Raw genomic sequence first — 12,564 nt, 5'->3', positions numbered from 1 at the left:
ATATTTTTATAATAGTCTAGTGCACTATTAATATAGTACACTAGACTATAGTTGTTGTCAATGTATTTAACATATAAAAATAAATGGAAGCATATACTTTACTACCATTTATAGTTAGAGTAGGTGTTTTTATGAATGAAAATAAATTCTTCACTTTTAGTGAGTATATGAAAAAAGATGATAATGTTTTAACCGCCTCTATGGAGGACTATATGGAAATGATATATAGATTATCAATGAAATCCCACTTTACAAGGGTAAATGAATTATCAGAGGCTCTAAATGTTCAGCCTCCTTCAGTTACTAAAATGATACAGAAGCTATCCAAATTAAAACTTTTAAAATATGAAAAATATGGAGTTATAATACTTGAAGACAGAGGAATAAAAATAGCAAGGAAATTAATAGATAGACATAATACTATAGCAAAAATTTTAAAAATACTAGGTGTGAATGAAAATAATATACTGGAAGAAACTGAAAAGATGGAACATACTATAGATGAACAGACTATACAATGTTTCAACAATTTTATAAATTTTGTAGATGACAATCCTGATATATATTTAAAATTTAAAGACCAAATATCAAAAAATAAGTAGTCAAAATATGATATAATTAATAAACAATGTATAATTAAAGATAATAGTTTGGGGTGAAAACATGCATAAAAAATTAGATATACTAAAAGAAAATATCAAGAAAATGCAAAGTGCTGCCATTGCATTTTCAGGTGGTGTTGACAGTACTTTTCTTTTGAAAGTTGCACATGATGTTTTAGGTAATAATGTAATTGCAATAACCGCAACTTCTTCTACCTATCCAAAACGAGAACTTGATGAAGCCAAAAAGTATGCCAGGAATATGGGAGTAAAACATATAATTATAGAATCAGAGGAACTGGATATTGAAGGATATGCTAAAAATCCGGTTAACAGATGCTATTATTGCAAAAAGGAATTATTTTCTAAACTTAGGAATATAGCAAAAGAAAACGATATTAATTATGTACTAGATGGTTCAAATCTTGATGATACAGGAGATTACAGACCTGGAATGGAAGCTGCAAAGGAACTTGGCATTGTAAGTCCTTTAAAAGAAGCAAAGCTTACCAAAGATGATATTAGAACATTTTCCAGGGAAATGAATCTTCCAACATGGAACAAGCCATCATTTGCCTGCTTATCTTCAAGATTTCCCTACGGAAACAAAATAACAAGCAAAAAACTTAAAATGGTAGAAGATGCAGAACAATTTCTACTGGATTTAGGTTTTAGGCAGGTTAGGGTAAGATGTCATGATACAATTGCAAGAATTGAAGTGGCTCCAGAGGAAAGATCTAAATTCTTTGATTTAAGTCTTATGGACAAGGTAGGAAACAAATTTAGGGAAATAGGTTTTACTTATGTAACTTTGGATATTCTAGGTTATAAAACAGGAAGCATGAATGCAGTACTTAAATCAATGCACAATTGACAATGCACAATTCACAATTGGAATGATACTCGGTGGATATACTATCTGCCGGGTATTATTTTATTTCATATAAATATAATATTACTTTATTGGATTATTATAGTACTACCCCCAGCCATTTAATATGGATATGAATTCCTCGTATTGTTAAAATGTGAACTATAGACAAGCCTAAATTACCAAAGATAGAATACGGGGGATATTATAATGAATTTCAAAAAAGTTAGAACTATATTATTTGCAGCAACCCTTTCTACAATGTGTGTTACCCAAGTACATGCCGCTAGTTATAAAGTAAAATCAGGTGATTCTCTATTTAAAATAGGTACACTATTTAAAAATAGTGTAGACTCCCTAGTTAAAAGCAATAATCTTAAATCTACTGAAATATATCCAAATCAAGTATTAAAGGTGGATTCCAAAATTTATACTGTACAAGCTTCTGACAGTCTCTATCTAATATCTAAAAAATACAACGTATCTGTAGATACATTAAAAGCAGCAAATAGCAGTGTAGGCAATTATATTTATCCCGGTCAGGTGTTAAATATACCGTCAGGACATGTCTTTAATAGTACAAGCTATTTAAATTCATCCCAACCTGTAGTTCCATATAGTTCAAGTGACCTTGACCTACTGGCAAGACTGGTTAATGCAGAGGCTCAGAGTGAACCATATACAGCCAAAGTAGGTGTGGCAGCAGTTGTTATAAACAGAATACATAATTCGAATTTTCCATCCACAATAAAGGATATAATATATCAAAAATCTGATAAATACTATCAATTCACTCCTGTAGAAAATGGATGGATAAATAAAGCAGCTTCAGAAGATTCCAAAAAAGCTGCCTATGAAGCACTTCATGGTTCGGATCCAACAAAAGGTGCCATATATTATTTTGATGACAGTACTACAAATAAATGGCTGTGGTCAAGAACAATAGCTTTGAGATCTGGAAAAATGGTATTCACATATTAAACAAAAGACTGCCTCATAATAAATTTTGAGACAGTCTTTTATTAAAATGTTTTTACAAAAGTAGGATAATTGTTGATTATAACTTCTGCAGCTCCCATTCCCATTGCAAAGAATGAAAGAATAATTATAAGAATTATTGCTGCTATATCATATTTCATTTTTTCTTTACTATTTACCACATATGAGACGATAATCTCTATTCCAAGAAGTATAAATATAATTGGCCAAAGTGACATTATTATAGAATATTTAATGCCTGGAAATACCAAATGGGACAAAAACAATATTCCATAAATGACAAGTACTATTCCTGCAGTAAGAGTACCAACTGTACGTCCTTTAATCATTCATCTTATCCTCCCTTTTCTTACCTGCAATAAGCTTAATACCTACAATTATTATTATGACACCTATAATTATCTGAGGAGCAATTTGTGCCAAATTATTTATAATATTATATATTTTACTGTCAATATATCCATATAGCATATTGCTAACATTATTCCATATTAAATATATTCCAAGAAGTATAACCAATATTCCTATAACCAATCTTCTCTTTTTAAACATGTCTTTATCAAATTTTGTAAAGTTGTCAATTGAGAAAAGGTATTTGTCCTCCAATTTTTGAAATTCCTCATCTGGCATATATCTCTTGTTTATACAATCAAAGAAAGAATAAAACCATATAAGGGGCAAAACAAATAGAAGCGGACCTATTTTAAGCCATGTTGATAGAAATATTATAAAAAAGAATGCTGACATAAATGATATTCCCATCTTCATAAATCCCATAAACATATGACCTGCTCCAGGTAAAAATGAAAATATGATCGTTGCAAATTTACTTTTCTTTGTTTTCACTATTAAAAACCTCCATACTAATTATTTTTTGTGAAAAATCATCTAGACTTTTATTTATTGAGTTTACAATACTTAAATTAGGTGAAACTATATCAACTGTTTTTACTTTTGTATTTGCAATAACATTCAGTGTATTGGAGAACACAAAGACAAGAGCTATACATGCAGCAATTGAAACTCTGATTGAGTATAAGACAAACTGAATGTTGACTTTTTTCTTGTCTGATATCCTGTTTTTTACTTCCTCTTCAAAACCAAGAGGAGCTTCCGCAAGTTCGGTATCGGTAAAACTATCGGCCATTGCATCTGCACATTTTTCACATTGGGAAACATGTTCTGATATTTTTATCAGTTCAGTATCCTGCAAATTTCCTTTTTTAAATTCTTCCAGTGCATTTTTAGTCAAGTGACCATTTTCATCAAACAATACAATTCTCACTTAAATTCCTCCTCCCATAAAGCTTTGAGCAATTTTTTGGATCTATACAACTGTGTTTGCAGTGTCTTTAATTTTCGTCCTGTACTTTTAGCCATATCGGACAGTTTAATATCTTTATAAAAATAGTTTATAGCTACAGTTTTATAGGGCTCTTTTAATTTTTGAAATAAATTATATATTCTCTCTTTGTCATGCTTTTGTAAAACTATGTCCTCTGTAGAACTATCCCTGCTCTCCAACAATTGACATTCTTCATGTGACAATCTTTCTGTTTTTCTTGCATGACTTTTTATATAGTCTTTGCATTTGTTAACTGCAATTGTGGTAATCCATGCTTTGAAATTTTTCCCATCAAATTTTTTATAATTTTTATATGCAGCTAAGAATGTCTGTTGTGCCAAATCTTCAGATTCAAAATAATTTTTGGTAAATGACATACAAATAGTAATGATTAATCGTTCATATTGTTTTATGTAATTTGTAAACTGCTGTTGTTGAATAACCACCACCACCTTTTTGTCTCTACATATAATATAACGATTGAGGTATTAAAAATACTTCATTTAAATATAAAAAAATAGTACCCTTAAAATGAGTACTATTTCTAATTGCAGTTATTTTGTTAAATAAACTTCCTTGCCAATTTGTCAAAGCTTTCCAATGATTTCTCTATTTTATCATAGGAAATACAATAGGACAATCTAAAATGACCTGGGCATTTAAATGCAGATCCTGGAACTATGAGGAGATTAAATTTCTTGGCTTCTTTTGCAAATTCCACATCGTCTTGAATTAAAGATTTTGGAAACAAGTAAAAAGCTCCCTGTGGCTTAACACATGAAAAACCTATTTTAGTAAGATGTCCATATAAAAGATCCCTGTTTTTCTTATATATATTCACATCTACTTCTGCATCAAGACATTTTGCAATTACCCTTTGAAACAATGAAGGTGCATTTACAAATCCCAATATTCTATTTGCCACATTAAGAGCCTGCATTATATTGTCAAAATCATCTGCTTCACTGCTGCATACTACATATCCTATTCTCTCGCCTGGAAGTGAAAGTGATTTACTATAGGAATATCCAACAATTGAATTTCTATAGTAATTTAGAATATATGGAACTTTTACTCCATCATATACTATCTCTCTGTAAGGTTCATCTGAAATCAAATATATGCTGGTATTAAATTCATGCTGTTTTTTATCAAGAAGCTCAGATAAATTTTTAATAAGTTTTTCTGAATATACAATTCCTGTAGGATTATTAGGAGAATTTATTATTACTGCCTTTGTCTTGCTGTTTATCTTGGCTTCCAACTGATTTAAATCAGGTTCAAAAGTATCTGTATTTGAAGGTACAACTACAAGTTTCCCATTGAAATTGTGTGCATAGTTTTCATATTCCCCAAAAAATGGTGCAAATGTAACAACCTCATCACCTGGATTCAAAAGTGTCTTTAAAATAATATTTAGTCCTCCTGCAGCTCCACAGGCCATTATAAGATTATGTTCTGTCAATTTAAGACTGTACTTTTGATTTATATTCTGTGCAATTTTAGTCCTTACGTCATCATAACCGGAATTACTCATATATCCATGAACTAAATTAGGAGATTCACTGTTTAATATTTCCACTATTGAATTTTTTATATTTTCAGGCGGTTCTACATTTGGATTTCCAAGACTATAATCAAATACGTTTTCTTCTCCATATATGGAAGCCATTTTCTTTCCCTCTTCAAACATGGCTCTTATTATAGAACTTTTGGATACATAATCTTTCATAATATCAGATATCATAAAATACTCCCCTTTTCTATTCTTTATCTAATGTGAGTTCATCGCCAACAAGCTTGTGTCCCTCAAGCCAGTCAATAAACTGTACTGCAGTCCTTGCAGATCTTCCATTATACCACATTTCCCATTTATTGGCCTCTCTATGTAGTATCTCTTTATCTATATCTATTTTTCTTCTATTTGCAAGTCCATCTACAATTTCAAGATACTCCTTTTTGTCAGGAGATGAAAATAGTACATTTATACCAAATCTGTCTGCAAGAGAAAGTTTCTCCTGTTTACTATCTGATACATGCAATTCATCACTATCTTGTTCCCTGTCACTAAAGTATTCTTTTACAAGATGTCTTCTATTTGAGGTAGCATATATCAGGATATTACTTGATCTGCTTTCAAGACCACCTTCAAGTACTGACTTAAGCGTAGTATAACTCTCTTCATTATCTCCAAATACAAGATCGTCTATAAATACTATAAATTTTTGAGATCTATTTTTAAGATTCCTTATTATCTCTGGGAAATCTACAATATAAGCTTTAGGAAGTTCTATCATTCTAAGTCCCTCTGCATAGTACTTGTTAAGTATGGCTTTTACTGTTGATGATTTACCTGTACCCCTGTCCCCATGAAGCAGTACATTGTTGGAACTAAATCCCTTTAAAAACTGAAGGGTATTTTCTATAACTACGGATCTTTCATCTTTGTAACCTATCAATTGTGAAAGTTGGATTGGATCCGGATTGCTTATGCCCTTAAACTGTCCCTTTCCATCAATATGATCCCAAGCAAAAGCTCTATATTTGGCAAATTCTCCACATCCATAGTTTCCGTGGAAATTCTTAAGGTCATCAACACATTTGTCCCAGTTATCGCTGTTGTAAAATTTTTCCTTTATTGCCTTTATGTATTCAACAACCTCATCAGACTTTAGAGTTTTCTCTGTATCCCATTCTGGAAATGCATTGACGACAAATTTATAATTGCTGTCTTCAAGAGATTTTGAAAGTCCATCTTTTATAATCCTGCCTTTAAATCTAGCTACTATTTGAAGGTTCTTAAGATCATTTTTTACAGCATTTTCTATGTCCTTTTGTCCTTCATATGGTTTGTTGAACTGTTGTTTGATTGAAAAAGGATTTTCATCAAATACAATTTTATTTACTATATAATTTTCCAGGGAATTTGATCCGCTCTGTGCCAGCTTAAAAAAGAAATCATTGTACAAATCAGCTGTATTATCCAAATCCACCTTTTCTCCAGTTACATAGTCAAGAAGTACATACAAACTGCCTATTACCTTGTCCTTAAGCAAATTTCTATAAATAGAAATTGAATTTAGTGCCAATTTTGCATTTTCTACTTCAAAACTGGTCCGAAAGTTTACGTTATGCATAAAATGCCTCCTAAAGTATTATAAATATATTTAAATATATTTTAACACACTAAATTAAAAAAGGCACTCTCTAATGCTAGAAAGCACCTTGTAATACACTCATATTTTATTTGAACACTTTTATCCTATCTTCCAGTGGTAAAAAATCCTTTTTGTCCGCTGGAGAAATTATATTTCCAAAAGGCATCTGTGCAATAAGTTGCCAATCTTCAGGTATGTCATATGTTTTTCTTACTTCATTGTCTATTAGAGGATTATAATGCTGTACTGAAGCTCCAAGCCCTTCAACTTCAAGGGAAGTCCATATTATATATTGAAGAATTCCTGAAGCCTGCTGGGACCAGATAGGGAAATTGTTCTTGTATGTTGCAAATTGCTTCTGAAGATTTTTTACAACATCCTGATCTTCAAAATATAAGATAGTTCCATATCCATTTTTAAAAGAATTTATCTTTTCTTCTGTTCCAGAAAAACTTTCTGCAGGAACTATCTTTTTAAGCTCAGCTTTTGTAATATCCCATAATTTATCGTGATATTCATCCAAAAGTACAACCACCCTGGAGCTTTGAGAATTAAATGCTGAAGGAGAATTTTTTACCGCCCTGTTGACCAATTTCAGTATTTTATCATGAGAAACTACTTTTTCCTTTCCTATAGCATATATACTACGTCTGCTTTCCAATGCTTCATGAAAACTTTTACTCATAATTCTACACCTCCAAATTGTATTCAAAAACAAACTAATTTATATACTAATATTGTATACTAATACTTAAATATTTTAAATATTGTTTTATGGGAAACTTAAATTTTATTGTAACTATACATATAAAACTTACATATTAATAAATAGAAGCAAGGAATAGGAGTTATGAAATGTACGATTTTAGATATGACAAATATGAACCGGAATATACTGTACCTTATATTCAGTTTATTCCAGTGCCCGTATTTATGCCAAGACAGCCCGGTGGAATTTATGGCAGGCCCACAGGGCGGCCACCTCAAGGTGGAATATCAGGTTCCGGCATGCCTCCTGGGCCTCCTGGACCTCCTCCATCCAAAGCACCTGCAAAACGTCCACCCAAACAGGGAGGGCATGGTCAACAAGCTAAATCAATAGATGGTTCTTCTTTAAGACCATGCAGATTTAAATATGTATATATATGGCCAAAAAGAGGACCTGGATTCTGGGCATGGTTAATTAATGTAGGGAGAAATTCCATATCAGGTTACAGATGGTATAGAGGCAGATGGGCATATTTTGGAATGGATCTAAAACAAATAGATAGCTTTTTATGTTATTAACAGTTTCAAAAACAAAGCCGGGTGTATTCATCCGGTTTTAGTTTTATATAAAATTTATTCTATACCTTTATAATAAAAAATGTTATACTTTTGATATATGCTATACAATAGCTCGTATTTTGTCGATTAATTATTAAATTATTATAAAAATTGAGGTAGGTGCTTTTAGTCTTGGAAACATTACATAATAAAATTTTAAAATATGGACACGCATTAGATGAAAATATTTTAAAAGTGGATTCATTTTTAAATCATCAGGTAGATCCGAATTTAATGTACGATATAGGAACTAATTTTAAAAATTATTTTAAAGATAAAAATATTACAAAGGTATTTACCATTGAAAGTTCTGGAATAGCTCCTGCAGTTATGACTGCTCTTCAGATGAACATACCTATGGTTACATTGAAAAAAAACACATCAAAGATTTTAAATGATGACTTTTATCAGACAACTATACATTCATTTACAAAAGAAGTAGATTATACTCTGACTCTATCAAAAAAATACATAACACCTGAAGACAATATATTGATTGTAGATGATTTCCTTGCAAATGGCGAAGCTGCATCCGGTGCTTGCAGACTTGTAGAAGAAATTGGAGCAAAAGTAGCTGGAATAGGTATAGTTATAGAAAAATCATTCCAGCCAGGCCGTAAATTATTAGACGACAAAGGCTATGATGTATACTCACTTGCCCGTATTTCCAAGCTTGGAAAAGATTTGATTGAATTTATAAAGTAACTGTTGATTTCTCAATAACAACTGATATTATGTCAGTTGTTATGTTTTTTCAACCAATTGTTAAATTTATTTGCCTGTATATTTTCATATATGTAATAAACAAAAGGAAATATTCTATTCAATATTTCAGAAACACTATAAAAAACAGATGGATATATGGAATCTTTATCTTTTTCTATACCTTTTATTATTTTATCTGCAACTTTTGAAGGAGATTGTACAGGCCATGGTACTGGCGCATTTTTACCCCCCGCTTTTCTAAAAAATTTAGTATTGGTAGCCACAGGATAAACCAGTGCAAGTTTTCCTCTGTTTTTCATCTCATATCTGTAAGTCCTTGCAAACTGGTGAATAGCTGATTTAGCTGAACAATACAATGTATATCCAGGCAGTGCTACATTGTGTACAGCTGAACAGGTTATTACTGTAAAATATTCATTCTGTCCATTAATGGCTTTCATCTTCTCTACAGAATATATTGGAGACAATACATCCGTGTCGTATATTCTCTTGTTGTGTTCCCAGTCCGGTTCTATTATTTCTTCACAATATGCAAAACCTGCATTCGCTATGAAAATATCAATTTTACCAAGTTTGTGAAATGCAAATTCAAATAATTCATCTATCTTTTCACTTTTTGATATATCACAGGAAAATGGAATTACCTTTCCTGCATAATTATCTATTGTGTCTACACTTCTCGCTACTGCTATTATCCTTACATCATAACGTTGAAGTTTTTCAAGCAGTTCCCTTCCTATTCCAGAAGACGCACCAGTTAATATTATATTTTTACCATCTATATTCATTTATATTTTCACTTCTTTCCGATATATATTATATCCTCTAGATAATAAATCTATTTAAACAAGTTAAATACAATACTGTATTCATATTTAATATACCATAAATGACCATTAGTGGAGTTAAAATTATATTAACAAAATTTGCAGAACTTTTTAAGGATATTTTAAGTTTCTTTAGTGAAAATATATCTATACTCAATTAATGGAAGGAGCACAAAATATGCGAAAGGCATTTTTCAAATAGGATTAATTTTAATACTGTTGATATCTTTATTCACCTGCATATACAATATATCCAATTACAAATCCAGTTCAAATACAAACAAAATGGCAGTTCATCAAAATATGCCTGCCAACCAGGATAAAAATAATATGAGAGCAAAGAGTAATCCCACTAATTTTTCAAATAAGGAGCCTCAGCAAAATAATGGTAAACGACAAAATAATAATACACAGCAGCATAATGGTAAACAACCACAAATGAATAAAAGTTTTGGAAATACAAGTAATAAATATGCACCAGTTCTTACTGTGTATTTTGTATTATTTTTAATACTTTTTATAATAATGTATCGATTATTTATCAACAAAAAATTAAAAATCAGTCATATCAATAAAAAATTATCAATTGCTTTACTACTATGCATAGGAGTATTTATCAGAATATCTCTTTCAACAGTAATGGAAGGTTATAGTGGAGATATGATGCTATTCAATAACTGGGCATCAAGTGCAGCTAAGGATTTTGCACATTTTTATTCAAGTGCCAATTCAAGTGACTATCCGCCTCTATACATATATGTATTGTTTTTAATCGGCAAACTTACAAGTATAAGTGGATTGAGTTCATATTACTCCATACTTTTAAAACTTCCATCCATAATAGCTGATATAGGAACAGCTTATTTAATATATAGATTGGCTAAAAAGTACATTTCCGTGGAATCAGGCTTATTATTAAGTGTATTCTATATATTCAATCCGGCAGTTTTTATAGATTCAACTCTATGGGGTCAGGTGGATTCTTTCTTTGCACTACTAATAGTACTTTCAGTATTTTTAATATGTGAAGGGAAAACTGTTTTTTCAGCTGTGCTATTTACTTGTGCAGTGCTCATGAAACCTCAAGGAATAATATTTTTACCTGTTTTACTTTTCGAGATCATAAGAAGACGAAATATAGGATTATTTATAAAATGCTTGATTTCCGCTATTGCAACTGCTGTAGTTGTCATACTGCCTTTTTCCAGTGGACAAAACATATTATGGATTTTCAAGTTGTATGCAAAAACCATATCAGAATATCCATATGCATCTATTAATGGTTTTAATTTTTATAGTCTTATAGGGGCAAATTATGAACAGAGTTCAAATACATTCTTCATTTTCAGTTATGGCACATGGGGAATTATTGCAATCACAGCTATAACTTTGTTATCACTGTATATATACATTAAAAATAAAAATAAAGCATTTGCCTTTGCTGCAGCTCTTGTACAAATTGCAGGAGTATTCACTTTTTCAACAGGTATGCATGAAAGATATTTATTTCCTGCTTTGGTACTGTCAATTTTAAGCTATGTGTATTTAAAGGATAAAAGATTTTTTACACTATGCATAGGATACAGTATTACTATCTATGCCAATATTTATTATGTTCTATTTGGAAATTCAGGTGTTATGAATTCAAATTCCCACAGCATATTATCTGATGGAATTTCATTTTTGAATATAATATTGCTTATATATTTAATAAAAATATTAATTGATATAACCAAAAAAAATAAATTATTAAACCTAGAAAGGATTGAATAATTATGAGTATAAAAAAAGCTATAATTCCGGCTGCAGGACTGGGAACGAGATTTTTACCTGCTACAAAATCGCAACCTAAGGAAATGCTTCCGATTGTGGATAAACCAACCATTCAGTATATAGTTGAGGAAGCTGTTGCTTCTGGAATTGAAGAAATATTGATAATAACCGGTAGAAATAAAAGATCTATTGAGGATCATTTCGACAAATCCATGGAATTGGAAAATGAATTAAAAAACAAGGGCAAAAATGATCTTTTAAAAATTGTCAGAGATATTTCAAACATGGCTGATATATACTATATAAGACAAAAAGAGTCCAAAGGTCTAGGACATGCCATAGGTCTTGCCAAAAATTTTATAGATAATAGTCCCTTTGCCGTTATGCTTGGAGATGACATAGTAGACTCCAGAATTCCATGCCTAAAACAACTTATGAACTGCTATGACAAATACAACTCTTCTATACTTGGAGTACAGCACGTAGAAAAAGATGCTGTATCCAAGTATGGGATCATAAGCGGCAGTAAAATTGAAGACAGGGTATACAAAATTGAAGACCTTATAGAAAAACCAAGTATTGAAAAAGCTCCTTCTAATATAGCTATTCTTGGACGATATATAATTACACCGGAGATATTTAATATAATAGAAAACACCAAACCTGACAAAAGTGGTGAAATACAATTGACAGATGCACTGAAGGAATTGTCAAAGCATGAGGAAATACACGCATATTCCTTTGAAGGTCAGAGATTTGATGCAGGAGATAAATTCGGATTTTTACAGGCAAATATACACTATGCATTAAAAAAAGATAAATTAAGAAATAAACTTATTAAATACATGGAAAATATCATGCCTCAAAATTGTCTTAAATAGATTTTAGAAATAATATCAAAATGGGAATTAATAATAAAATTTCCCATTTTGGTATT

15 protein-coding genes are annotated in these 12,564 nt (G+C 30.9%); 7 read left to right on the top strand and 8 right to left on the bottom strand.

Annotation, left to right across the window (positions count from 1 at the left end):
• The first annotated feature begins 131 nt into the window (after window positions 1–131).
• The 3 genes from KM800_RS04230 to KM800_RS04220 all read left to right on the top strand — a co-directional run bounded on the left by KM800_RS04230 (window position 132) and on the right by KM800_RS04220 (window position 2,454).
• On the top strand, window positions 132–602 hold the full coding sequence (locus tag KM800_RS04230; RefSeq protein WP_017752602.1) for a metal-dependent transcriptional regulator: 471 nt from the start codon (window positions 132–134) through the stop codon (window positions 600–602).
• Window positions 603–663: 61 nt separating this feature from the next.
• Window positions 664–1,476: an ATP-dependent sacrificial sulfur transferase LarE gene (gene larE / locus KM800_RS04225; protein ID WP_017752601.1), complete on the top strand. Its 813-nt coding sequence runs from the start codon at window positions 664–666 to the stop codon at window positions 1,474–1,476.
• Between the two features lie 207 nt (window positions 1,477–1,683).
• Window positions 1,684–2,454, top strand: coding sequence for a cell wall hydrolase (locus KM800_RS04220; protein ID WP_058953591.1), 771 nt, complete (start codon window positions 1,684–1,686; stop codon window positions 2,452–2,454).
• Window positions 2,455–2,495: 41 nt separating this feature from the next.
• On the opposite strand, the gene KM800_RS04215 is transcribed toward KM800_RS04220, so the two are convergent.
• From KM800_RS04215 to KM800_RS04185, 7 genes are all read right to left on the bottom strand, one after another.
• Entirely contained in the window at window positions 2,496–2,801 is a 306-nt protein-coding gene (locus tag KM800_RS04215) for a LiaF transmembrane domain-containing protein (protein ID WP_217811931.1), read from the bottom strand.
• Entirely contained in the window at window positions 2,794–3,318 is a 525-nt protein-coding gene (locus tag KM800_RS04210) for a hypothetical protein (RefSeq protein WP_017752598.1), read from the bottom strand. Before KM800_RS04210 ends, KM800_RS04215 begins: the two co-directional genes overlap by 8 nt.
• Window positions 3,299–3,757: a hypothetical protein gene (locus KM800_RS04205; protein WP_017752597.1), complete on the bottom strand. Its 459-nt coding sequence runs from the start codon at window positions 3,755–3,757 to the stop codon at window positions 3,299–3,301. The genes KM800_RS04210 and KM800_RS04205 overlap by 20 nt, the downstream gene beginning before the upstream one ends.
• Window positions 3,754–4,266 carry an RNA polymerase sigma factor gene (locus tag KM800_RS04200; protein ID WP_026093952.1) on the bottom strand — a complete coding sequence of 171 codons (513 nt, stop codon included), beginning with the start codon at window positions 4,264–4,266 and terminating at the stop codon, window positions 3,754–3,756. The genes KM800_RS04205 and KM800_RS04200 overlap by 4 nt, the downstream gene beginning before the upstream one ends.
• 113 nt (window positions 4,267–4,379) lie before the next feature.
• The gene (locus tag KM800_RS04195; RefSeq protein WP_017752595.1) at window positions 4,380–5,564 is read right to left on the bottom strand and encodes a pyridoxal phosphate-dependent aminotransferase; all 1,185 of its coding nucleotides are present in this window, start codon (window positions 5,562–5,564) and stop codon (window positions 4,380–4,382) included.
• Window positions 5,565–5,580: 16 nt separating this feature from the next.
• The gene (locus tag KM800_RS04190; protein WP_017752594.1) at window positions 5,581–6,954 is read right to left on the bottom strand and encodes an ATP-binding protein; all 1,374 of its coding nucleotides are present in this window, start codon (window positions 6,952–6,954) and stop codon (window positions 5,581–5,583) included.
• A gap of 106 nt (window positions 6,955–7,060) precedes the next feature.
• Complete coding sequence (locus tag KM800_RS04185) at window positions 7,061–7,660, bottom strand: nitroreductase family protein (RefSeq protein ID WP_017752593.1); 600 nt, start codon at window positions 7,658–7,660, stop codon at window positions 7,061–7,063.
• A 170-nt stretch (window positions 7,661–7,830) separates the two neighbouring features.
• Between KM800_RS04185 and KM800_RS04180 the strand changes: the two genes are divergently transcribed.
• Both KM800_RS04180 and KM800_RS04175 read left to right on the top strand, forming a co-directional pair.
• Window positions 7,831–8,262, top strand: a complete 432-nt coding sequence (locus KM800_RS04180) for a hypothetical protein (protein ID WP_217811930.1) — start codon at window positions 7,831–7,833, stop codon at window positions 8,260–8,262.
• Between the two features lie 171 nt (window positions 8,263–8,433).
• Window positions 8,434–9,006: a xanthine phosphoribosyltransferase gene (locus KM800_RS04175; RefSeq protein ID WP_217811929.1), complete on the top strand. Its 573-nt coding sequence runs from the start codon at window positions 8,434–8,436 to the stop codon at window positions 9,004–9,006.
• 32 nt (window positions 9,007–9,038) lie between these two features.
• Here KM800_RS04175 and KM800_RS04170 read toward each other — a convergent pair whose 3' ends face one another.
• Window positions 9,039–9,815 carry an SDR family NAD(P)-dependent oxidoreductase gene (locus KM800_RS04170; protein WP_217811928.1) on the bottom strand — a complete coding sequence of 259 codons (777 nt, stop codon included), beginning with the start codon at window positions 9,813–9,815 and terminating at the stop codon, window positions 9,039–9,041.
• A gap of 369 nt (window positions 9,816–10,184) precedes the next feature.
• Between KM800_RS04170 and KM800_RS04165 the strand changes: the two genes are divergently transcribed.
• Both KM800_RS04165 and galU read left to right on the top strand, forming a co-directional pair.
• Window positions 10,185–11,627 (top strand): glycosyltransferase 87 family protein, encoded by a 1,443-nt coding sequence (locus KM800_RS04165; RefSeq protein WP_254906459.1) that lies wholly within the window; start codon window positions 10,185–10,187, stop codon window positions 11,625–11,627.
• A gap of 2 nt (window positions 11,628–11,629) precedes the next feature.
• Window positions 11,630–12,508: a UTP--glucose-1-phosphate uridylyltransferase GalU gene (galU, locus tag KM800_RS04160; RefSeq protein ID WP_217811927.1), complete on the top strand. Its 879-nt coding sequence runs from the start codon at window positions 11,630–11,632 to the stop codon at window positions 12,506–12,508.
• The last annotated feature ends 56 nt before the right edge of the window (window positions 12,509–12,564 follow it).

Origin of the sequence: Clostridium tyrobutyricum, from assembly GCF_019144085.1 — a bacterium.
In the GTDB taxonomy this organism is placed as follows: Bacteria; Bacillota; Clostridia; order Clostridiales; family Clostridiaceae; genus Clostridium_B; species Clostridium_B tyrobutyricum_A.
This window is presented reverse-complemented; position numbering and strand designations above follow the sequence as displayed.

What these genes read in the sequence shown, in the direction of transcription:
- KM800_RS04230 (WP_017752602.1), top strand. Translation starts at nt 132, where the DNA reads ATGAATGAAAATAAATTCTTCACTTTTAGTGAGTATATGAAAAAAGAT.
- larE (WP_017752601.1), top strand. Translation starts at nt 664, where the DNA reads ATGCATAAAAAATTAGATATACTAAAAGAAAATATCAAGAAAATGCAA.
- KM800_RS04220 (WP_058953591.1), top strand. Translation starts at nt 1,684, where the DNA reads ATGAATTTCAAAAAAGTTAGAACTATATTATTTGCAGCAACCCTTTCT.
- KM800_RS04215 (WP_217811931.1), bottom strand. Translation starts at nt 2,801, where the DNA reads ATGATTAAAGGACGTACAGTTGGTACTCTTACTGCAGGAATAGTACTT.
- KM800_RS04195 (WP_017752595.1), bottom strand. Translation starts at nt 5,564, where the DNA reads ATGATATCTGATATTATGAAAGATTATGTATCCAAAAGTTCTATAATA.
- KM800_RS04190 (WP_017752594.1), bottom strand. Translation starts at nt 6,954, where the DNA reads ATGCATAACGTAAACTTTCGGACCAGTTTTGAAGTAGAAAATGCAAAA.
- KM800_RS04185 (WP_017752593.1), bottom strand. Translation starts at nt 7,660, where the DNA reads ATGAGTAAAAGTTTTCATGAAGCATTGGAAAGCAGACGTAGTATATAT.
- KM800_RS04180 (WP_217811930.1), top strand. Translation starts at nt 7,831, where the DNA reads ATGTACGATTTTAGATATGACAAATATGAACCGGAATATACTGTACCT.
- KM800_RS04170 (WP_217811928.1), bottom strand. Translation starts at nt 9,815, where the DNA reads ATGAATATAGATGGTAAAAATATAATATTAACTGGTGCGTCTTCTGGA.
- KM800_RS04165 (WP_254906459.1), top strand. Translation starts at nt 10,185, where the DNA reads ATGAGAGCAAAGAGTAATCCCACTAATTTTTCAAATAAGGAGCCTCAG.
- galU (WP_217811927.1), top strand. Translation starts at nt 11,630, where the DNA reads ATGAGTATAAAAAAAGCTATAATTCCGGCTGCAGGACTGGGAACGAGA.